At 57.2% G+C, this 22208-nt stretch carries 14 protein-coding genes and 1 pseudogene; all 15 read right to left on the bottom strand.

Going from position 1 to position 22208, the window contains the following annotated elements; genetic code table 11:
• Positions 1-34 precede the first annotated feature (34 nt).
• The 15 genes and pseudogenes from D9980_RS13600 to purL all read right to left on the bottom strand — a co-directional run bounded on the left by D9980_RS13600 (position 35) and on the right by purL (position 22148).
• Positions 35-1215, bottom strand: a pseudogene (locus tag D9980_RS13600) (cytochrome c).
• On the bottom strand, positions 1212-3122 hold the full coding sequence (locus D9980_RS13605; RefSeq protein WP_024484258.1) for an FAD/NAD(P)-binding protein: 1911 nt from the start codon (positions 3120-3122) through the stop codon (positions 1212-1214). The pseudogene D9980_RS13600 and the gene D9980_RS13605 overlap by 4 nt, the downstream one beginning before the upstream one ends.
• Before the next feature lie 95 nt (positions 3123-3217).
• Positions 3218-4642, bottom strand: a complete 1425-nt coding sequence (gene patD, locus D9980_RS13610; RefSeq protein WP_121607575.1) for an aminobutyraldehyde dehydrogenase — start codon at positions 4640-4642, stop codon at positions 3218-3220.
• Between the two features lie 49 nt (positions 4643-4691).
• Positions 4692-5498, bottom strand: coding sequence for an ABC transporter permease (locus D9980_RS13615; protein ID WP_021178881.1), 807 nt, complete (start codon positions 5496-5498; stop codon positions 4692-4694).
• Entirely contained in the window at positions 5488-6432 is a 945-nt protein-coding gene (locus D9980_RS13620) for an ABC transporter permease (RefSeq protein ID WP_121607576.1), read from the bottom strand. Before D9980_RS13620 ends, D9980_RS13615 begins: the two co-directional genes overlap by 11 nt.
• A gap of 1 nt (position 6433) precedes the next feature.
• Positions 6434-7462, bottom strand: coding sequence for an ABC transporter ATP-binding protein (locus D9980_RS13625; protein WP_121607577.1), 1029 nt, complete (start codon positions 7460-7462; stop codon positions 6434-6436).
• Between the two features lie 160 nt (positions 7463-7622).
• Positions 7623-8732: a putative ABC transporter substrate-binding protein YdcS gene (gene ydcS / locus D9980_RS13630; protein WP_370454342.1), complete on the bottom strand. Its 1110-nt coding sequence runs from the start codon at positions 8730-8732 to the stop codon at positions 7623-7625.
• Positions 8733-8850: 118 nt separating this feature from the next.
• Positions 8851-10314, bottom strand: coding sequence for a gamma-aminobutyraldehyde dehydrogenase (locus D9980_RS13635; protein WP_121607578.1), 1464 nt, complete (start codon positions 10312-10314; stop codon positions 8851-8853).
• Between the two features lie 111 nt (positions 10315-10425).
• Positions 10426-11349 carry a LysR substrate-binding domain-containing protein gene (locus D9980_RS13640; RefSeq protein WP_121607579.1) on the bottom strand — a complete coding sequence of 308 codons (924 nt, stop codon included), beginning with the start codon at positions 11347-11349 and terminating at the stop codon, positions 10426-10428.
• A gap of 350 nt (positions 11350-11699) precedes the next feature.
• Entirely contained in the window at positions 11700-12038 is a 339-nt protein-coding gene (glnB, locus tag D9980_RS13645; RefSeq protein WP_004847623.1) for a nitrogen regulatory protein P-II, read from the bottom strand.
• A gap of 13 nt (positions 12039-12051) precedes the next feature.
• Positions 12052-13674, bottom strand: a complete 1623-nt coding sequence (locus D9980_RS13650; protein WP_121607580.1) for an NAD+ synthase — start codon at positions 13672-13674, stop codon at positions 12052-12054.
• A 99-nt stretch (positions 13675-13773) separates the two neighbouring features.
• Positions 13774-15114 (bottom strand): two-component system response regulator GlrR, encoded by a 1341-nt coding sequence (gene glrR, locus D9980_RS13655; RefSeq protein WP_021178888.1) that lies wholly within the window; start codon positions 15112-15114, stop codon positions 13774-13776.
• The gene (qseG, locus tag D9980_RS13660; protein WP_121607581.1) at positions 15111-15992 is read right to left on the bottom strand and encodes a two-component system QseEF-associated lipoprotein QseG; all 882 of its coding nucleotides are present in this window, start codon (positions 15990-15992) and stop codon (positions 15111-15113) included. The genes glrR and qseG overlap by 4 nt, the downstream gene beginning before the upstream one ends.
• A 3-nt stretch (positions 15993-15995) precedes the next feature.
• Complete coding sequence (locus D9980_RS13665) at positions 15996-17432, bottom strand: HAMP domain-containing sensor histidine kinase (RefSeq protein WP_037376562.1); 1437 nt, start codon at positions 17430-17432, stop codon at positions 15996-15998.
• A gap of 822 nt (positions 17433-18254) precedes the next feature.
• Positions 18255-22148 carry a phosphoribosylformylglycinamidine synthase gene (gene purL, locus D9980_RS13670; RefSeq protein ID WP_202913997.1) on the bottom strand — a complete coding sequence of 1298 codons (3894 nt, stop codon included), beginning with the start codon at positions 22146-22148 and terminating at the stop codon, positions 18255-18257.
• Positions 22149-22208: the final 60 nt, after the last annotated feature.

Raw genomic sequence — 22208 nt, forward strand, 5'->3', positions numbered from 1 at the left:
AAGGGGCTCAGCAATGCTGCGCCCCTACACCCTGTTATTTAGTCCGCTTCCAAGCATCCCGTACCTGCTCCGCCGTTACCGGCGCAGCCTGGTTCCCCCAGCTCCCGCGCAGATAGCTCATCAGATCGGCAGCCTTCTGATCGTTGAGCACCCAGCCATAGCCCGGCATAACGATCGCCGTGGCATGTTGGGTGACAGGCGTATGAGCACCCTCCAGCACCACGCGCAACGCAGTCAGCGGATTATCCGCCGTCACCGACAGATTGCCCGCCAGAGCAGGTATGACGTTGTCGCTCCCCTCCCCCTTATTGCCATGGCAAGTTGAACAGTACATCGCATAGATCTGTCCGCCTGAAGCCATACTTGCGCTTGATGCCGCCATGGTTGCTACAGGTTTCGGTGCCTCTATCTCCAGGCTGTGTACATACTGCGCGATAGCCTTTAAGTCGTCATCGCTGAGGTATTGCGTGCTGTGCGCTACGACATCGCTCATTGGCCCGGCCACTGCCGCATGTTGGCTACGGCCGCTTTTCAGCAGCGCAACCACATCATCCGGCTTCAACCCACGCAGGCTCGGCGCATACCAACCATCCAACTCTGCACCGCTCAGGAACTCAGGGATTGGTTATTCAGCCCTTTTTCCTGCATCGCCCAGCCGCGCGGAGTATGGCAACTGCCACAGTGACCCAACCCCTGAACCAGATAGGCGCCGCGGTTCCACTGGGCGCTTTGCTTACTGTCTGGCTGATAGGTTTGGTCTTCATGGAACAGCGTATTCCATACCGCTAACGGCCAACGCATGGACATTGGCCAGCTGATATCGCTTTCCCGGTTGGCAGTGTCTTGCGCCGGGACTTCGTGCATCAGGTAGTCATACAGAGCGCGCATGTCCTGCTCGCTCATTTTGGCGTAGGAGGTATAAGGCATGGCGGGATACAGACGATGCCCATCTTTGGCCACGCCCTGCCGCATGGCACGGTCGAACTCTGCAAAGCTGTAGCTGCCAATACCTTGCTGTTTATCCGGCGTGATATTGGTGGCATAGATATCCCCTACCGGCGTCGGGAACTTCATCCCGCCCGCCAGTTCCTTACCACCCGGAGCCGTATGGCAAGCCGTACAGTCCCCTGCCTTGGCCACGTATTCACCGGCGGACATGGCGTGAGCCGAGCCACCAGCCAGTAACAGCATCAGATACAACGGGCGCAGAGTCATACCCCCTCCTTGGCAGCAACCTTGCCGTAGGCCAGTTCATTCACGGCTCGCCAAGCCTGATCGATCGCCGAGTTGGCATAGGGGCTCCAGTCGGAATCGGAATTGGCAATGACGATCTTGCCGATCGGCTGCCGCGCGGTTTCGATAATCTTTTGGGATCCATCTTCATCATCGAACATGCCGTTGAGGAAATAGGAGTAACCGTGCGACCAGCGGTTGACGGTGATCGCCTGAATATCCCGCTGATGATCAAATCCGGCATCACCTAACATGCCCTGCAACTGTTCACGGATCATCTGCTCGTGTACCTCAAACGGAGTTCCTAGCAACAGCGCTCTTCCTTTGCGCGACTGTTCACGCGGGCTAAGGCCGCTGCCGGGCAATGTTGGCACATACACCATATGCAGCCCGATAGGCTGGTTTGGATCGCGTGGGTGCTGATATCCCCCCATGCTTACCGGGTAGTCCAGTTTCACCCGGCTATAAGGCGCAGTCGGGGCATAGACTTCGTGCACCCCCAGTTTGATAAACGGCTGCCAGTTGCGGATCACCACCTTGCTGTACACCAACGGCGATTTGACGTTCTGCTTCAGCGCCTCTTGCTGCTCGTGAGGCATTTCCGGGATCAGATAAGGGATCATCATGTTGTAACCGGCCATCACCACCTGCCCGGCACGTACTTTGACCATCTTCTCGCCGTTAATATAGGCCACCTCGGCCTTATCACCCACGTTGGCCACGTGCAGCCCGGTGCTGTTCAAGCGTAGTTTCACCGGTGACTCGGGGCGATCCAACTGGCTGTAATCAAACTTTGCCAGGATGACGTCGTTCATATCTTTGCCACCCGGTGCCACCGCCGGGATCAAATGGCGCACCATCAGGCGAGCCAGCGTGGCATTGCCATCCGGGAAGTGGAACACATAGGGATCGTCGAGATCGGCCTGCGATTCCTCATCCAGCGGCGGCAGGTTCATGCCGTTCAGGCCCGGCAGATCACAGATTCGGGCATCGCTGCATGAGGTCGCATCAATGCCGACGGCCTGAAAATCGTTGGTGGTTTGCTGGAAATAGCGGATCGCCATTTCGCTCAGCCCCACTTTCTCGCGTAGGAACTGGCTATAGCTGTGCTTGTCCAACCAGGCCATCTTCTCTTCCTGGCTCAGGCCCGGCAGGTAGTCTTTTTCAACGGTGTGCAGCGCAATCAAGGCCTGGCGATCGGCCTGCGGCAACGGGAAGTCGTTGATAAAATCTTCATAAGAGCGACCATTGAGGCGGTCACGCGGAATATCATCCGCCACCACTCGGCCCGGATCGCCACTCACCACCTTATCAACGCCAAAGTTCTGGCGATCGAAATAGACGCCACGGCTGAGATTCAGATCCGGGTAGAAAGTAGTGTCGAAGGCCTTTTCCATACCGTCCAGGCTAACGCCCAGGTTTTTCAATAGCCCCATGGCTACCGGGCTGAAGTTGGAACGTGGCGACTGTAACGATTCGCTGCCCCCGTAGCCGAGGAGGGTGCCGTTCTCGCTGCTGAATTCGTTACGCTTGGCGTGGCCGCCAAAGTCATCATGGTTATCAATCAGCAAAATACGTTGCTGTTTGCCCTTCATCTGCTGCCAGAAACAGGCCGCCGCCAGGCCGCTGATACCCGCGCCGACGACCACCAGATCGAATTCTTCCTCGATCGGCAGGCTGCCAAAATCAAAGGTTTTGCCATCACGCCCCAACTGATGGGCATGTTCGAATGAGCCTGGGTGATTGCCACGCAGACCAGTTAACGCGGGTGGGTAATACAGGGTTTGATGGGCGGCTTGCGGCGATGCGCGCAGGATCTGCATCGGCGTTAGCCCTGCGGCGATGGTGATCGCCACCCCATTAAGAAAATCGCGACGGGTGATAGCCATAAAAGCGTCCTTTTATTCTTTATTATTATCAGGCCAGCCGAAGCCAGCCTGAGAGCCGCGTTATTGTGCGTATAAATCCTGTCAGATCAAGCAGATTAGTGTTTGAACATGACGTGGCGAATGGTGGTGTAATCCTCCAGTCCGTACATCGACATGTCTTTGCCATAGCCAGACAGCTTCTGCCCGCCGTGCGGCATTTCGCTCACCAGCATAAAGTGAGTGTTCACCCAGGTGCAGCCATACTGCAAACGCGCGCTCAGGCAATGGGCACGCCCTACGTCACGCGTCCACAAAGAGGAAGCCAAGCCGTAATTGGAGGCGTTGGCCCAGGCCAGCACCTGCGCCTCGTCGTCGAATTCCGTCACCGTCACTACCGGGCCAAACACTTCACGCTGGACGATCTCATCTTCCTGGCGCGCGCCTGCCAACAGCGTTGGTTGGAAATAGAAGCCAGGGCCAGCGACTTTTTCGCCCCCGGTGACCACCTGGATATGAGGCAGTGCTTTGGCCCGATCAACAAAGCCAATCACCCGCTCCAGATGCTGGGAAGTGATCAACGGCCCTAATTCGGTACTGCTGTCCTCCGGTGGCCCGATCTTCAAGCTGGCCACCGCTTCACCCAGCGCTTTCACCAGTTGTGGGTAAATGCCTTTTTGCGCATAGATCCGGCAGGCGGCGGTGCAATCCTGCCCGGCATTGTAAAAGCCGAAGGTGCGGATGCCGTCAACAACCTGCTGAATATCGGCATCATCGAAGACGATTACCGGCGCTTTGCCCCCCAGCTCCATATGGGTGCGTTTAATTCCTGGAGCGGTATGGGCAATGATATGTTCGCCAGTAGCAATAGAGCCTGTAAGAGACACCATCCGCACCTTGTCGTGGCCGGTCAGCACATCGCCCACGCTGGCACCCCGGCCAAACAGCACGTTGAGCACGCCCGGCGGGAACACGCCAGCGGCCAGTTCGGCCAGCTTGAAGGTGGTTAGCGGCGTCTGTTCAGAAGGTTTGATCACCACGCAGTTCCCCGCCGCCAACGCGGGTGCCAACTTCCAGGCGGCCATCATCAGCGGGTAGTTCCAGGGAGCAATCGAAGCCACCACGCCCAGCGGATCGCGGCGGATCATCGAGGTATGGCCGGCCAGATATTCACCTGCAGCCATGCCACTCAGGCAACGGCTGGCACCGGCGAAAAAGCGGAACACATCGGCTACCGCTGGCAGTTCGTCATTCAGCGCGCAATGATAAGGCTTGCCACAGTTGAGGGACTCCAGCTTGGCGAAGGTTTCAGCATGCTGGTCAATCACGTCCGCCAGCGCCAGTAAGTGTTCGGCGCGCTCTTTCGGGGTGGTTTGCCCCCACTGTTCAAACGCCGCATCGGCGGCCTGCACGGCCTCTTCAACCTGCTGTGCGCTGGCCTCGGCCACCTGCACAATCACTTCTCCCGTCGCCGGGTTGTAGACCGGCAACTTTTCGCCCTGGCCGGTAACCAGTTGACCATTAATCAGCAGTTGGCTTTGCATAAGGTTATCCTTTGAAAATATTGGCATCAGCTATTTAGGGATTGAGGCATTACTTTCCGCTACCGGCGACGCTCTCTCCGCCTTTGGTCAGGTAGTACGCGCCCAGGATCGGGAACATCGTCAATACCATCACCGACAGCGCGACCACGTTGGTGATCGGCACATCACGTGGGCGGCCCAACTGGTTCAGCAACCACAGCGGCAGCGTACGTTCGTGCCCGGCGGTGAAGGTGGTCACAATGATTTCGTCGAATGACAGGGCAAACGCCAGCATGCCCCCCGCCAACAGTGCCGAGCCCAGATTCGGCAAGATCACGTAACGGAAGGTCTGCCAGCCATCAGCCCCCAAATCCATCGAGGCTTCGATCAGGCTGTGTGAGGTACGGCGAAAGCGAGCAATCACGTTGTTGAACACGATCACCACGCAGAAGGTGGCATGACCGATGACGATCGTCATGATCCCCGGTTCGATATTCAGCGCCTTGAAGGCCGCCAGCAGCGCCAGACCGGTGACGATCCCCGGCAAGGCAATAGGTAACAGCAGCAGCAACGAAATGCTGTCCTTGCCGAAGAAATCCCGGCGATACAGCGCCGCGGCGGCCAGCGTGCCGAGCACCAGCGCAATCGCCGTGGCCAGGCAGGCGATCTGCACCGAAAGCAGTACCGCATCAATAATGTCCTGCCGCCCCGCCGCCACGCTGAACCAATGCAGGGTAAAACCCCGCGGTGGGAAGCTGAACGCCGCGTCTTCGGTGTTGAAGGCGTACATGGCGATAATCACTATCGGGAAGTGCAGGAAGATCAGGCCACCCCAGGCGGCCAGTTTCAGCCCTAACGGCGCGCGTTCAGAGTGCATCGAAGGCCCCCAGGCGTTTCACAATCGAGAGATAAATGGCGATCAGGACGATCGGCACCAGCGTAAAGGCGGCCGCCATCGGCATATTGCCGATCGCCCCCTGTTGGGCATACACCATGCTGCCGATAAAATAGCCCGGCGGCCCCACCAGCTGTGGCACGATAAAGTCGCCCAGCGTCAGTGAAAAGGTGAAGATGGAACCGGCTGCGATACCCGGTACCGCCAGCGGCAGGATCACATAGCGGAACGTTTGGGACGGGCGCGCGCCCAGATCCGCAGAAGCGTGCAGCAACGAAGGTGGCAAGCGCTCTAACGCCGCCTGGATCGGTAAGATCATGAACGGCAGCCAAATATAGACAAACACCAGGAAGCGCCCAAGACCGGAAGTGGATAGCGTATTACCCCCAACGCCGGGAATGCTCAGAATGCTCGCCAATACCGGCTCCAGCCCCATATGTTGCAGGAACCACTGCGCCACGCCGTCTTTCGCCAGCAACAGCGTCCAGGCATAGGCTTTAACGATGTAGCTGGCCCACATCGGCATCATCACGGCGATATAAAAGAACGCCTTTACCTTGCCGCTGGTGTATCGGGCCATGTAATAGGCGATCGGGAATGCCAATACCGCACTGGCCAGCGAAACTACTACCGCCATGGTCAGCGTACGGACGATGATGTCGTAATTGGCCGGGTTGAACAGCGCGCTCAGGTTGGCGAAGGTCAGATCCGGCGTCACCGTCATGGTGAAATCGTCGAAGGTGTAAAAACCCTGCCACAGCAAGCTCAGCAGCGAGCCAAGATACACCGCCCCAAACCACAGCAGCGGTGGCACCAGCAACAGCAGCAGATACAGCGTTGGCTTGCGGTACAGGTAGGTTGAAATCGCGCGAATTTTACCGCCGGGCGCTGCCGGCTGCTCGATGCTCATGTCCATCTCACCTTTCCTCCAGCAGCGGTACCATTGCCTCTCTGGCCCAACAGGCGGTGACCGGCTGACCGATCAGGCGCTGCTGTGCCACGGCCTGCCACTGTGGGTTAGCCTGGCTGACCAGCAGTTTCTCACCGCTGCTCAGGGCGATTTCATAGCGTGTCGCCGCTCCTTGGTAATGGATATCCTGCAAGGTACCCTGAACCTGAACTTCCCCCTGCGCTGCCCCGCTTTGATCCAACAGGCGGATATGCTCTGGGCGGATCGAGAAGGTGGCCGATTGCCCCAACAACCGTTCCGCCAATTCGCTGCGTACCACATTGGACGTGCCGACAAACTCGGCAACAAACGGCGTTCTTGGCCGCATATACAGTTCGCGTGGCGCGTCTACCTGCTCAATACGTCCATTGTTGAACACCGCCACCCGATCGGACATCGACAGGGCTTCACTTTGATCGTGCGTAACGAAGATAAAGGTGATGCCCAGTTGGCGTTGCAGCTTCTTCAACTCCCCCTGCATCTGCTCGCGCAGTTTCAGATCCAACGCCCCGAGCGGCTCGTCCAGCAGTAGGACGCGTGGGCGATTAACCAATGCACGGGCCAGAGCCACGCGCTGACGCTGACCACCCGAAAGGTGCGCCGGTTTACGCTCGGCGGCGAATCCCAACGCCACGCTTTCCAACGCCTGATTCGCCCGCGCCAGCCGCTCACGCTTGGCAACGCCTTTCACCATCAGCCCGTACGCCACGTTCTCCAGCACCGACATGTGTGGGAACAGCGCATAGTCCTGGAATACGGTATTCACATCGCGCTGATAAGGCGGCAGGTTACTGGCCTCTTGCCCATGAATGCGGATGGAGCCCGAACTCAGTTGCTCAAAACCGGCGATCAACCGCAGGCAGGTGGTTTTACCCGAGCCAGAAGGCCCAAGCATGGAGAAAAACTCGCCGTCCTGTATTTCAACAGAAACCCGATCTACGGCGCGAACATCGCCGAAAATGCGCGAGACATCGATAAATTGCACTGCAATGGTCATGATGTACGCTCCAAAATATTGCCCCTCACCCCAACCCTCTCCCAAAGGGAGAGGGAGCTGTTAGACCCTGCTCTTTTGGAAGTAAAAAGGTCATCTCAGCAAACTCGATCGGTCCCCCACAGGGGAGACGTCTGGCGCTCGCAGGTGAGAACAGTGATAGTTATCTACCGCCCATAATGGCGATGTAGTCCTGGGTCCAGCGGCTATAAGGGACGAACTTGCCGCCCTCAGCCTGTGGCGTTTTCCAGAAGGCAATCTTGTCGAACTGGTTGAAGCCGTTGGTTTCACACCCTTTGTCACCGAGCAGGGTGCTGGCTTTGCAACCTGCTGGAACTGCTGGTAACGAACCAAACCAGGCCGCAACGTCACCCTGTACCTTCGGTTCCAGCGACCAGTTCATCCACTGGTAGGCGCAGCTTGGATGTTTAGCCTCGGCGTGCAACATGGTGGTATCTGCCCAGCCGGTAACCCCTTCTTTCGGGAATACGGTAGCGATAGGCTGGCCTTCGCCTTTCAGGGCGTTGGCCTGGTATGGCCAGGCGCTGGAGGCCACCACGCCTTCGTTTTTGAAATCGCTCATCTGTACCGAGGTGTCATGCCAGTAGCGGTGGATCAACGCATGCTGGCTGCGCAGCAGTTTCAGTGCCGCCTGATACTGCTCTTCGTTCAGTTGGTAAGGGTCAGTGATGCCAAGCTGGGGTTGAGTGGCTTTCAGGAACAGTGCCGCATCGGCGATGTAGATTGGGCCGTCGTAAGCCTGCACCCTGCCCTGATTGGTCTTGCCGTCCGGCAGGTTTTGTTGCTGGAACACCACGGCCCAGCTGTCTGGCGGCGTCGGGAAGGTTTTGGTGTTATACATCAGCAGGTTTGGTCCCCACTGATACGGCGTACCGTAGGTTTTTCCCGCCACGTTGTACCAAGGGCCGTTCAACAGGCGTGGGTCGATATTCTTCCAATTAGGGATCAGCGCGGTATTGATTGGCTGCACGCGCTTGCCGAAGATCAGGCGCAACGAGGCATCGCCGGAAGCGGTCACCAGATCGTAACCGCCTTTCGCCATCAGGCTGACCATTTCATCAGAGGTCGCAGCGGTTTTCACATTCACCGCACAGCCGGTCTGTTTCTCAAACTGGGTCACCCAGTCGTAATTCTTGTCGGACTGACCACGTTCGATGTAACCAGGCCAGGCGATGATGTCCAACCGCCCTTCCCCTTTGCCCAACTGCTGCGGCGTATCGGCGGCCTGAGCCATACCGCAAAGGATCGTCATACAGAGCGCGGTGACGGTGGTGATTGCGTGTGTTTTTCCCATCGTAATTACCTCGGTGTTGCGTATGTTTAAAGTGCGGCAAGGAACGGTTGCCGCCGATTTTTTATCGGCCGTATGACTAGAACGTAGATTTGAATTTCGCCATCACGTGCCGGACAACGCTGTAATCCTGTAATGAATCGCTGGAGAGATCTTTGCCGTAGCCGGAGCGCTTTAAGCCGCCGTGGGGCATTTCGCTCGCCAGCGTAAAGTGGGTGTTGATCCAGGTGCTGCCATATTGCAGATGCGCCGCGATGTGCAGCGCACGGTCGATATTCTGTGTCCACACAGAGGAGGCCAAACCGTATTCGGAGTCGTTGGCCCAGGTCACTGCCTGCTCCAGGGTGTCAAAACGCGTCACGCTGACCACCGGGCCAAACACTTCACGCTGGACGATTTCATCGGTTTGCAGGCAGCCAGCCAATAGCGTGGGCTGGTAGTAAAAGCCGGGGCCAGAGTGCGCCGCCGCGCCAGTGATCAATTCGATATGTGGTTGGCTGAGAGCCCGTTCGACAAAGCTGGCCACACGGTCACGCTGGCGGCTGCTGATCAGCGGGCCGATTTCATTATCTTCGTCGCGCTTGCGGGCAAAGCGCAGGCTAGAGACCGCTTCCCCCAAGGCTTCCACCAGCTTCGGATAGATGCCTGCCTGGGCGTAAATGCGGCAGGCCGCGGTGCAATCCTGCCCGGCATTGTAGTAACCAAAGGTGCGGATACTGCTGACGACCTCATCCAGATCGGCATCGTCACAGACGATCACCGGGGCTTTACCGCCCAGCTCCAGATGGGTGCGCTTGACGCTTTTGACCGCCGCCTGCAGGATTTTTTGCCCGGTAACGATATCGCCGGTAACCGAAACCAAGCGAACCTGCGGATGACCAACCAGATGGCTACCTACCCCTTCGCCACCGCCGTAGACAATGTTCAACACGCCTGGCGGCAGGATTTCCTGCAACGCAGGCACCAAGGCCAGAATGGTCAATGGGGTATGTTCGGAGGGTTTGAATACTACGGTGTTGCCCGCAGCCAGCGCCGGAGCAATCTTCCAGGCCGCCATCATCAACGGATAGTTCCATGGCGCGATGGAGGCCACCACGCCGATCGGGTCACGCCGGATCATTGAGGTATGGCCCTCAACATATTCACCGGCCAACTGACCTTGCTGGGTGCGCACGGCACCGGCGAAGAAACGGAATACGTCAATGGCTGCAGGGAGATCGTCGTTCAGTGCCTGATGGAAAGGTTTACCGCAGTTCAGCGCTTCAAGGCGCGCCAGATGTTCTGCCTGCCGTTCGATGGCATCGGCAATACGCAGCAGGATTGTTGCTCGGAAAGCGGGAGTGGTCCGTGACCAGTGGGAAAATGCCTGCTGCGCGGCGGCAACTGCTTGCCCCACCTGGGTTGGCGTTGCCTCAGCAATGGAAACCAGGGTTTCACCGCTGGCAGGATTAACAATGGTCTCCTGATGGCCTTCACCCTCGACCGACTCGCCGTTAATGAATTGCCGACAGGACAAACCTGAAACCAAATGTAACTCTGCCATTGCGCCGCCTTATGTGACAAAAACGTTAACTAAATGTGATAAGTTAGTTTTAATCAGACTAAGCGAGCGCACTGCGGACAACAAATTCTAAATACTGAAGGCAGCGTTCGATTAAATCGAAGGCTTGAGGCCGGTCATGTTCGTTTTGCTGTTCTCACGCGCAATGGTGAGGAATGGCGTCACCAATTCAGGCCGTGCGCTGCCACGCCGCCAGGCCAGGCCGATATCCAGCGGTTCCAGCAAATCCACCAGTTTGCGCGCTTCGATCATATTGCCCTCCAATGACCAGGCGCGGTAAGCCATATCCGGCAGGATGGCTATGCCCATGCCCGCGGCCACCAGGCTGCGCACCGCTTCGGTGGAGGCGGTTTTCATGGCGATCTCCGGCTTCAGGCCCGCTCGCCCCCAGATGCGCCGGGCATGAACGTCCATTTCATCAACGTTGAGTTGGATCAGCGGCTGTTTGGCCACGTCTGCCAAACCGATGCTTTCGTGCTCCAGCAGCGGGTGCAGCGGCGGCAGCCACAGGCGATACGGGGAGTGCATCAGCACTTCGGTCTGTAAGGCATCGCGGTCTTCAATGTTCGACAGGATCAGCACCCCGATATCTATTTCACCGCTCACCAGCAAATGCTCGATATAGGGTCGTTCGTCCTCAACCACCTGGATGGTTACATTGGGATAGGCAGACTTGAAGCGCTTAAGCAGCTCCACCAGGAAATACCCCGCCACCAGGCTGGTGACGCCGATGGTCAATTTGCCACTCAGGCTTTCGGTGCCCAGCTGCAGGCTGCGCTTGGCATTATCCACCGTTGCCAGGATCAGGTAGGACTGGCGCAGGAACTGGTGCCCCTGGTGGGTCAGGTTCATTCCCTTGGCGTGGCGCTCGAACAGCCGGACGCCAATGTCGGTTTCCAACTGCTGGATCGCCAGCGTGAGCGAAGACTGTGACACAAACACCGCCTGCGCCGCCGCCGAGATCGACCCGGTTTCGGCCACGGCAATAAAATGGCGGATTTGGCGTAACGTCATCATGGTAGCAACCTCAAACAAAACAGTTGGTTTGAGTGTAGATGCTCACCGGTAAGCCATCAGGAAATGTGTGAAAAACGCGATATCGTTCGCTTTTTTAGAACGCAAAAAGGGAGGGAGTGCACAAAAACCGCCAGACGTAACCAAATGGGCGCAGCATGCAGCGCCCCTACGCTTTGAGCCAGGGGATGACAATGTCGCCGAATAGGGGAGTCGCAAGTTGCACAAAAACCACCAGACGCAACCAAACGGACGTAGCATGGTGAGCCTGGGGATGGGAATATTGTTGGGTAGGAGTCGCAAGTGTTTGACCGTAGGGGCGCCGCATGCTGCGCCCGTTCCACAGTCTGCGATTAAATTGCTTCTTCGTCCTGCTCGCCGGTACGGATACGCACCACACGGGCCACGTCGAAGACAAAGATTTTACCGTCGCCGATTTTACCGGTCTGCGCCGTCTGCATGATGGTTTCCACACAGGTATCCACGATATCGTCAGCCACTACGATCTCGATTTTAACCTTTGGCAGGAAGTCGACCATATACTCAGCACCACGGTACAGCTCGGTATGGCCCTTCTGGCGACCAAAGCCTTTCACTTCGGTCACCGTCATGCCGGTGATACCTACTTCGGCCAGTGCTTCACGCACGTCATCCAGTTTGAAGGGCTTGATAATCGCGTCAATTTTTTTCATTTTTATTCCTTAATTACCAATTTTTACGGCCAAAGCCGGAGGTGATCGGGTAGCGGCGGTCTTTGCCAAAGTTACGGGCGGTAATGCGCGGCCCGACGGCGGCCTGACGGCGTTTGTACTCGTTGATGTCCACCAGGCGGATCACCTTGCGCACCACGGCTTCTTCAAAGCCCTCAGCAACCAGATCGGCGACCGATTTATCGCGCTCGACATAACCTTCCAGAATAGCATCCAGAATGTCATACGGCGGCAGGCTGTCCTGATCGAGCTGATCCGGCGCCAACTCGGCAGACGGTGGACGATCGATCACCCGTTGAGGGATCACGTAGGAGACGGTATTACGGTATTCGGAAAGCTTGAACACCAGGGTTTTCGGCACATCTTTCAATACGTCGAAGCCACCGGCCATATCACCATACAGCGTGCAATAACCGACAGCCACCTCGCTTTTGTTACCCGTGGTTAACACGATGCTGCCGCGTTTGTTGGACAGCGCCATCAGCACCACGCCACGGCAGCGGGCCTGCAGGTTTTCTTCGGTGGTATCCCGTGCGGTATCAGCAAACATCGGGGCGAGCTGACCCATAAAGGCGTCGAACATCGGTTCAATCGAGACGACGTCAAATTCGATGCCGAGGATTTCGGCCTCTTCCTTGGCATCGGCGATGCTGATATCCGCCGTATAGCGGAACGGCATCATCAAGGCCTGAACCTTGTCTTTGCCCAACGCATCCACGGCGATCGCCAGGGTCAGCGCCGAGTCGATCCCGCCGGACAAGCCCAGCACTGCGCCTTTGAAACCGTTCTTGGTCACATAGTCGCGTACGGCCAGCACCAGCGCTTCATACACCTGCGCCAGCTGCGGTAATTCTGCCGCTGGGGCCGTCATCGGCACCACTTCCAGGCCTTTGAACTCAAGCAGAGTCACCTGCTCGGCGAAAGCCGCCAGGCGGTGAGTCATATTGCCAGCGGCATCAAAGACTTTTGAACAGCCGTCGAAAATCAGTTCGTCCTGCCCGCCGATCTGATTCAGATAGACCAACGGCAGACCGGTACGCTGGCAGTGGCCAGACATCAGGGTTTTGCGGATATACGGCTTTTCACGGTTATACGGGGAAGCGTTGATCGACAGCAGGATCTCTGCCCCCGCCGCTTTCGCCGCATCGACCGGTTCCGGGAACCACAGGTCTTCGCAGATCAGCAGCCCCAGGCGGTAGCCCTTCAGCTCCACCACGCAGTTTTTATCGCCCGCATGGAAATAGCGCTTCTCATCGAATACGCCGTAGTTAGGCAGCTGTTGCTTGAAGTAACGAGCCTGCAAAGCCCCCTCAGAGAACAATGACAGCGCGTTATACAGTTTGCCGTCTTCACGCCACGGGTGGCCAACCAGGATTGCCACATCGGCGGAGGCCTGCTGCAAGCGGCTTAGCTGAGTATCGCAGCGCTGGTAGAAATCATCACGGTACAGCAGGTCTTCCGGCGGATAGCCGGACAGCGCCAGTTCAGTGAACATGACCAGATCGGCTCCCGCCTTCTGCTGCTCCTGCACGGTTTGCAACATGCGCTCGCTGTTGCCTTCAATATCGCCCACCAGCAAATTCAGCTGGGCCAACGCAATGGAAAGTGATCTGCTCATATCTCTATGGTCTGCCATGCCACAACAAAGAAACCGGAGTGTAAATCATTCCGGCTACTTTGTTGAGAACCTGCGCATGCAGGTTCAGAAAAGAAAACATCATTCTTTGAAATCGTTGGCATCCAGTTCATGGCGCGACAACAATTTATAGAACTCAGTACGGTTACGGCCCGCCATGCGCGCGGCCTGGGTGACGTTACCCTTGGTGATCTGCAACAGTTTACGTAGATAGTGTAATTCAAACTGGTTGCGCGCCTCGACAAAGGTTGGCAGCGCTGTGTTTTCCCCTTCCAGCGCCTGCTCAACCAGAGCTTCACTGATCACCGGCGCCGTGGTCAATGCCACACACTGCTCGATCACGTTCACCAACTGGCGCACGTTGCCGGGCCAGCTGGCGGTCATCAGGCGTTTCATGGCATCGGAGGAGAAGCTGCGTACAAAAGGTTTGTGGCGCAGCGCCGAAGCACGTAGCAAATGGTTGGCCAGCAGTGGGATATCTTCGGCCCGCTCGTTGAGCGCCGGTATTTTCAGGTTAACCACGTTCAGACGGTAATAGAGATCTTCACGGAACTCGTTTTTTACCATCGCTTTAGGCAGATCGCGGTGGGTGGCGGAAATGATGCGTACGTCAATATCCAGATCGCGGTTGCTTCCCAGTGGGCGCACCTTGCGTTCCTGCAACACGCGTAGCAATTTTACCTGCAGCGAGAGCGGCATATCGCCAATCTCATCCAGGAACAGCGTGCCCCCTTCTGCCGCCTGGAACAAACCTTCACGGCTGCTGACGGCACCGGTGAACGCCCCTTTGGCATGGCCAAACAGCTCCGACTCCAGCAGTTGCTCCGGCAACGCACCGCAGTTGATGGCGATAAAGGCTTTCTTGGCCCGTGGGCTGGCCGCATGGATGGCCTGTGCCAGCACCTCTTTACCGGTGCCGCTCTGGCCGTTGATCAGCACGCTGACGTCCGACTGAGCGACCATCTTAGCCTGTTCAAGCAGCCGCAGCATAATCGGGCTACGGGTGACAAAATCCTCACGCCAGCTGTCATCACCGGCTGGGATCGACGACAGCGACAACGCTTCATCGATCGCCTTATACAACGCATCACGATCGACCGGCTTGGTCAGGAAGCTGAACACCCCCTGCTGGGTCGCCGCCACCGCGTCCGGGATAGAACCGTGGGCGGTCAGAATGATCACCGGCATCCCCGGCTGGTATTTCTGGATCTCGGCAAACAGCGCCATACCGTCCATTTCATCCATCCGCAGATCGCTGATCACCAGGTCGATCTTTTCGCGGGCCAGCAGGCGCAAAGCCTCTTGACCGCTTTCCGCCGTGGTAACGTGAAAACCTTCGCTGGTCAGGCGCATTCCCAACAGCTTAAGCAGGCTGGGATCGTCGTCAACCAACAAAAGATTGGCCGGTTTGCGAGCTGTCATTGCGCTGGGGACTCCTTGTTAGCCGCGGGCGGCGTGTAGGTCTCTTCCGGCTCTACCGGCAAGGCGGTTCCGGTTTCAGTCACCGGGGCTGGCTCTGCAGGCTCGGCCGCTTTGGCGGGCGCTGCGGGCTTACCTGCGGCATCTGCTTTAGGCTGCGCCACGCTGCTTTCCGGGATTTCCCCCTGCAGTTGCTTGCGTGATGAGAGCTGGCGTTCGATATCGGTCAGGTTCTCCAGTTTGCGGGAGGTCTCCTGCAACTGGCTCTGTAAATAGCTCTGACTCTGGCGCAACGAGTCGATCTGGCTGTCTGAGCTTTCCTGCAAGTGCTGGTAACGCGCCCGCTCGTCAAACAGGCTCACTTGCAACGCCTGCTGCTGACGCCACAGTTGCAGCAATGGGCGTAGCGAGTTAGGGAATTCGAGGCGATAGCTGTTCAGACGATCGATGATCTGGCGGCGCTCGTTCGAGCTCGGCTCAGCGCTGCCCAGCAAAATGCTTTGCTTGAACACGTTCTGCCAATTGTTGCCCGGCAGGGTTTTCGCTAACGCTCTGGCCTGCGTGGAGCCGATACGATCGGCGCAGTCCATCGCCCGCAGCCAAAAGAGTGAGTTTTCCAAGGCTTCTTTTTCGTCAAGCTGCCATAGCGTATCGCAAGACGCAATGCGGTAATCCACCACCTTGGTATCCGGGATCGCTTCCTGTTGCTGCTGGGCCGGGCCGCTACTGATAGCACGATCGACACAGCCGATCAGCAGAAACGGGGCAAAAAGGATCGTGCCCAAAAAAGAAAGCGAATGTTTGCCGAGCGGTGCGCGTAGAGAAACACGCGGTGAACCTTCGGTCTGCGATTGATAAGCGCGATTAGACCCTGTGTACATTATTTATTCATTCTCGGCGGTTAATGGCAATTCAATACGGAAGCAGACGTCGGCATCAGCGAGATCCACCAATGTCAATTCGCCACGCATACGGCGAATACAGTCCTGTGCAATGCTCAGCCCCAGTCCGCTTCCTTTAACGGCCCCTTTTCTCTGGTGACTCCCCTGGAAAAAAGGCTCAAAAATCATGGTTCGTTCCGCTTGCGGGATCGCGCTGCCGGTATTGGCAACGTCAATCTGTACCCGCTGGCCGACCTGGCGGCTGCGGATCCAAATGTTACCGGATTCCTTGCCGTAGTGCACCGCATTGGAGTAGAGATTATCCAGTACGCGCATTAATAGCGTAGGCTCTGCCCAGCAGATTTCCGCCTCAAGTTTGACTTCCGTGCGGATCATCTTGGCACGTGCCGGCAAACTGTGGGCGGCGACCACCATATCCACCAGTTCTTCCAGCTCGACGTTTTCATGTTCCGATGGGCCATCTGCCAGTTTGCGGTTGTAATCCAGCAGTTGCTCAATCAGCAATTGCAGATGGCGGCTGCTCTGATCGAGGATCGCCACCACCTCTTTCTGATCGGAGGTGAGCGGGCCTGCCACACCATCGGCCAACAGCTCGGTGCCTTCACGCATACTGGCCAGCGGCGTTTTCAGCTCATGGGAGATATGGCGCAGGAACTCATGGCGCTGCGATTCCAGCCAGGCCAGGCGCTCGCTCAACCAGACGATGCGCTGAGCCAAAGAACGCAGTTCACGCGGGCCTTTAAAGGACGCCGTCATGCCGATGGGCCGCCCTTCTCCCAGACGGTTAATCATACGCTCAACGGCCTTGACGGGCCCGATAATCATGCGGGTAAACAGCACCACTAACAGCACGCTGACCAGGAACAGCAACAGCGCCTGCCAGCCAAAGTATTGGCCACGCTCGGCGATCGCCTGTTGCAGCTGCTGCCCACGGGAAAAGATCACGGTGCGGGTGGCCTGGACCATTTCGGCGTTGGAATGTGAAAAAGACTCTAACAGCAGTGAAGCGTCCTTGTCCGGCCCGCTGCTCTGGCACTTGATGGTGGCAAGCTGAGTCAGCAGTTTACGCAGCGTCTGGTAGTAACGTTCGTCCGGCAGGATCGGGGCGTGGGCATCCAGCATTTGTGAATACTGTTTACGCTGGTTCTGGTACAGCCGTTCCAGGGTCGGATCGACCAGTACGCAATACTGGCGATAGCTGCGCTCCATTTCCAGCGCAACGCTGGTCATTGCCTCACTACGGCGGGCATCCACCAACGTCGTACGGTTGATATCCGCCGCCTGCGCGCTGAGATGATCCAGGCTTTGGTAGGCCTGATAAGCCAATACCAGCAGCGGTAACAGCACCAACAGGAACGCCATTACGACCAATTGGCGCAACGAGCGTGGAAATAGACGCCATCTTTTCAAAGAAATCATCTCATTATCTCTAGTCTGCCCAGATGCTAACCGACAATCCGGGGAGAGAAAAGCCCGGCAGCGGATTAATGGCGTTCAGATAAGCAAAAACGCGTTATCCCAAAAGAGGAAACTGATGTGGTTTGAGAACGTATTGAGGGAAATTACGGAGGCAATGCGGTTTGGATGTTGACGCTGGGGCATGATGCCCCATCGCAAGGAATATGTGGATGCCCTTACTCCTCGTCCCCAGGTGATGTAGCACTAGGCTGGCATCTGATCAGGACGAATAGCATCCAAAAAGTATCCGGGATTGATGAACATATCATCACAGTTGGATACTAGGCGGTGCCTCACTCCACGTGTCGTCCGATGCTTGATAAAGTCGCTTGCGCGTCTGTTATCGGTTTGGTTGGACGATAGGCACCATTTCTTAGGCATCATTCGGAGGCTTATGAGGCGCTATTCCGTACTAGACGGGGCCAATCATAAAAAGGTGAATGAGCAACTGATAGTTATAATGCACCTTCCGTGCCAACTTTACAAAATATTTTATAATTACATGTTTATTAAAGATAAAATATTTTATCACCACTTGTGACACCCTACCAAGGCAGCCAAGTTTGAGTAATAATCCGACACACCGTCGCCAAAACACGACAACTTAACCCAATCGAATTAACCGTGATTAAAATCAATGAGTTAAATGTCTCTTTTTAGAGACAGGCAATATGGCCTTTGTCTCAAAAAACCGACATATAACCTAACTCATTAAAAAATATGGATATAAAAAAGGCGCCAATGCGGCGCCTCAGTAAACTTTCACGCAAACCTCAGGTTAAATTACCCCAGTTGCTTGCGAGCGTTGCGGAACATGCGCATCCAAGGGCTGTCTTCACCCCACTCCTCTGGATGCCAGGAGTTGCTGACGGTGCGGAACACGCGTTCCGGATGCGGCATCATTACGGTGGCGCGGCCATTGCTGCTGGTCACTGCGGTAATCCCATTCGGTGAACCGTTCGGGTTGGCAGGGTAAGCTTCGGTCACTTGACCATGGTTGTCGACAAAGCGTAACGCAACCAGGCCGTGATGTTCCAATGCCGCCAGATGCGCCGCATCGCGCACTTCTACATGGCCTTCACCATGAGAAACGGCAATCGGCATGCGCGAGCCTGTCATACCTTGCATAAACAGCGACGGGCTACTGGCCACTTCCACCAGGCTGAAGCGCGCTTCGAAACGATCCGACAGGTTGCGCACAAAGCGCGGCCAATGTTCAGCCCCCGGGATCAGTTCACGCAGGTTGGACATCATCTGGCAACCGTTACAAACGCCCAGCGCCAAGGTCTGTGGGCGATGGAAGAAATCGGCAAACTCATCGCGTACGCGCTCGTTGAACAGTATCGATTTCGCCCAACCTTCACCAGCCCCCAACACATCACCATAAGAGAAACCACCGCAGGCAACCAGCGTGTGGAACTCTTGCAAATCGCGGCGGCCAGCCAGCAGATCGCTCATGTGAACATCAACCGCATCGAAACCGGCACGGTGGAACGCCGCCGCCATCTCAACGTGGGAGTTAACCCCTTGCTCACGCAATACCGCAACCTTAGGGCGTGCGCCCTTGGCGATATAAGGTGCCGCGATGTCGTCATCGGTTGCGAAGGTCAGCTTGACGTTCAGGCCCGGATCGCGTTCGTCCTGCTTGGCCTGATGCTCCTGATCGGCACATTCCGGATTATCACGCAGGCGCTGCATCTGCCAGGTGGTTTCAGCCCACCAGGTACGCAGGGTGCTGCGGCTTTCGCTGTACACCGGTTTGCCAGCGCTGGTGATAACGAAACGATCGCCACTCAGCACCTGGCCAAGGTGATGCACGTTATCCGTCAGACCGTGTTGGGCAAATACTTGCTGTACGGCCGCCAGCTGCGCAGCAGGAACCTGGATCACTGCACCCAGCTCTTCGTTGAACAAGGCAGCCAAGGCGTCGGAACCCAGCGCCTGAATATCGACTTCCACGCCGCAATGCCCGGCAAACGCCATCTCGGCCAAGGTGACCAACAGGCCGCCATCGGAGCGGTCGTGATAGGCCAACAGCACACGATCTGCCACCAGTTGCTGCATCGCGTTGAAGAAACCGGCCAATTGCTCCACGTTGCGAACATCGGCTGGCTTATCGCCCAGTTGGCGATAAACCTGCGCCAACGCCGTTGCCCCCAGGGCATTGTGGCCATTACCCAGGTCGATCAGTAACAGCGCGCTATCACCCTTGTCGGTACGCAGTTGCGGCGTCACGGTGTGGCGCACATCTTCCACACGAGCAAATGCGGTGATCACCAGAGACAGCGGTGACGTCATTTCCCGCTGTTCATTGCCTTCCTGCCAGCGGGTTTTCATCGACATCGAGTCTTTACCCACCGGAATGGTAATACCCAACGCCGGGCAAAGTTCTTCACCCACCGCCTTCACCGCTTCATACAGACCGGCATCTTCGCCAGGGTGGCCCGCTGCAGCCATCCAGTTGGCGGAAAGTTTCACCCGCTTGAGCGAACCGATTTCCACCGCTGCCAGGTTGGTCAGCGCTTCCCCTACCGCCAGGCGGCCAGAGGCGGCAAAATCCAGCAATGCGACGGGAGCACGCTCACCGATCGACATCGCTTCCCCGTAATAGCTGTCCAGGCTGGCCGTGGTTACCGCACAGTCGGCTACCGGGATCTGCCACGGGCCGACCATCTGGTCACGCGCAACCATGCCGGTGACGGTACGGTCACCAATGGTGATCAGGAAGGTTTTCTCCGCGACGGCTGGCAAGTGCAGCACGCGCTTGACCGCATCGGCAATGGTGATGCCAGCACGCTGCAACGCTTCTCCGCTCGCCTGTTGACGTTTCACGTCGCGGGTCATTTTTGGCGTTTTGCCCAGCAGCACATCCAACGGCATGTCGATCGGCTGATTGTCAAAGTGGCGATCGTTGAGCGTCAGATGGCGTTCTTCCGTCGCCTCGCCAATCACCGCGAAAGGTGCGCGCTCACGGCGGCAGATTTCCTCAAAGGTCGCCATCTGCTCAGGCGCTACCGCCATCACATAACGCTCTTGGGATTCGTTGCACCACACTTCCAGCGGGCTCATACCCGGCTCGTCGTTGAGAATGTCACGCAGTTCGAAACGACCACCGCGGCCACCGTCGCTAACCAGTTCCGGCATCGCGTTCGACAGGCCACCAGCACCCACATCGTGAATAAACAGGATCGGGTTGCTATCGCCCATCTGCCAGCAGCGGTCAATCACCTCTTGGCAGCGGCGCTCCATTTCCGGGTTATCACGCTGTACCGAAGCGAAATCCAGATCGGCATCAGACTGGCCAGAGGCCATCGACGAAGCCGCCCCACCGCCCAAACCGATATTCATCGCCGGGCCACCCAGCACCACCAGTTTGGCACCCACGGTGATCTCACCTTTTTGCACATGATCGGCGCGGATGTTGCCCAGGCCGCCTGCCAGCATGATCGGTTTGTGGTAGCCACGCAGCTCAACGCCGTTGTGGCTATTGACGCGCTCTTCATAAGTACGGAAGTAACCGACCAGCGCCGGGCGACCAAACTCGTTATTGAATGCCGCGCCGCCCAATGGACCTTCGGTCATGATATCCAGCGCGGTGACGATGCGATCCGGTTTGCCGAAATCCTGTTCCCAAGGCTGTTCGAACCCCGGAATACGCAGGTTGGAAACCGAGAACCCTACCAGGCCAGCTTTCGGCTTCGCACCACGGCCGGTTGCGCCTTCGTCGCGGATCTCACCGCCAGAACCGGTCGCAGCGCCTGGCCAAGGCGAGATCGCCGTTGGGTGGTTGTGGGTTTCCACCTTCATCAGGATGTGTGCTTCTTCCTGATGATAGTCATACAGGCCGCTTTGCGGCGCGGCAAAGAAGCGCCCCACCTGGGAGCCTTCCATCACCGCCGCGTTGTCTTTATAGGCAGAAAGCACGTAGTCCGGCGTCTGCTCAAAGGTATTTTTGATCATTTTGAACAGCGACTTCGGTTGCTGTTCGCCGTCGATGATCCAGTCGGCGTTGAAAATCTTATGGCGGCAATGTTCGGAGTTGGCCTGTGCGAACATGTACAGCTCAATATCCGTTGGGTTGCGCCCCAACTCGGTAAAAGCGGCCAGCAGGTAGTCGATCTCATCCTGCGCCAGCGCCAACCCTAACTTGGTGTTGGCCTGTTCCAGCGCGCTGCGGCCTTGCGCCAGGATATCCACCGTCTGATACGGTGCGGGCTGATGATGAGAGAACAGTGTTTCCGCCTGTTGCAGCTCGCTGAATACCGTTTCCATCATGCGATCGTGCAGCAAGGTGGCAAGCTGTTGCCACTGGGCATCGGTCAAGGTCGGCGCTGTGACATAAAATGCCAGGCCGCGCTCAAGACGAACCACCTGCGTCAGGCCACAGTTATGGGCGATATCGGTGGCTTTGGAAGACCACGGCGAAATGGTGCCCGGGCGCGGCGTCACCAACAGCAGGCGGCCTTGCGGAGCATGTTCAGCGAGAGAAGGGCCGTACTTGAGCAACCGCTGCAGCTTGGCCTGCTCTTCGGCGCTTAGTGGTGCGCTGACATCGGCAAAGTGAACGTACTCGGCATAGATATCACCGATCGGGAGTTGAGCATCCTGGCAGCGGGACAGTAGTTTGGTAATACGAAAAGCCGACAAAGCGGGCGAACCACGCAGTATTTCCATAATCAAAGTTCTCTCGTCTTCGAAGCAACTGGGTTCAGCACTTCATTGGGCGCAACAGGGGGA

This window comes from Serratia sp. 3ACOL1 (assembly GCF_003668775.1).
Taxonomy (GTDB): domain Bacteria; phylum Pseudomonadota; class Gammaproteobacteria; order Enterobacterales; family Enterobacteriaceae; genus Chania; species Chania fonticola.

Excerpts from the sequence above, each read along its gene's own strand:
- D9980_RS13625 (WP_121607577.1), bottom strand. The coding sequence starts at position 7,462 with ATGACCATTGCAGTGCAATTTATCGATGTCTCGCGCATTTTCGGCGAT.
- D9980_RS13615 (WP_021178881.1), bottom strand. The coding sequence starts at position 5,498 with ATGCACTCTGAACGCGCGCCGTTAGGGCTGAAACTGGCCGCCTGGGGT.
- glnB (WP_004847623.1), bottom strand. The coding sequence starts at position 12,038 with ATGAAAAAAATTGACGCGATTATCAAGCCCTTCAAACTGGATGACGTG.
- patD (WP_121607575.1), bottom strand. The coding sequence starts at position 4,642 with ATGCAAAGCCAACTGCTGATTAATGGTCAACTGGTTACCGGCCAGGGC.
- D9980_RS13650 (WP_121607580.1), bottom strand. The coding sequence starts at position 13,674 with ATGAGCAGATCACTTTCCATTGCGTTGGCCCAGCTGAATTTGCTGGTG.
- D9980_RS13635 (WP_121607578.1), bottom strand. The coding sequence starts at position 10,314 with ATGGCAGAGTTACATTTGGTTTCAGGTTTGTCCTGTCGGCAATTCATT.
- D9980_RS13640 (WP_121607579.1), bottom strand. The coding sequence starts at position 11,349 with ATGATGACGTTACGCCAAATCCGCCATTTTATTGCCGTGGCCGAAACC.
- ydcS (WP_370454342.1), bottom strand. The coding sequence starts at position 8,732 with ATGACGATCCTTTGCGGTATGGCTCAGGCCGCCGATACGCCGCAGCAG.
- D9980_RS13665 (WP_037376562.1), bottom strand. The coding sequence starts at position 17,432 with ATGATTTCTTTGAAAAGATGGCGTCTATTTCCACGCTCGTTGCGCCAA.
- qseG (WP_121607581.1), bottom strand. The coding sequence starts at position 15,992 with ATGTACACAGGGTCTAATCGCGCTTATCAATCGCAGACCGAAGGTTCA.
- D9980_RS13620 (WP_121607576.1), bottom strand. The coding sequence starts at position 6,432 with ATGGACATGAGCATCGAGCAGCCGGCAGCGCCCGGCGGTAAAATTCGC.
- D9980_RS13605 (WP_024484258.1), bottom strand. The coding sequence starts at position 3,122 with ATGGCTATCACCCGTCGCGATTTTCTTAATGGGGTGGCGATCACCATC.
- glrR (WP_021178888.1), bottom strand. The coding sequence starts at position 15,114 with ATGACAGCTCGCAAACCGGCCAATCTTTTGTTGGTTGACGACGATCCC.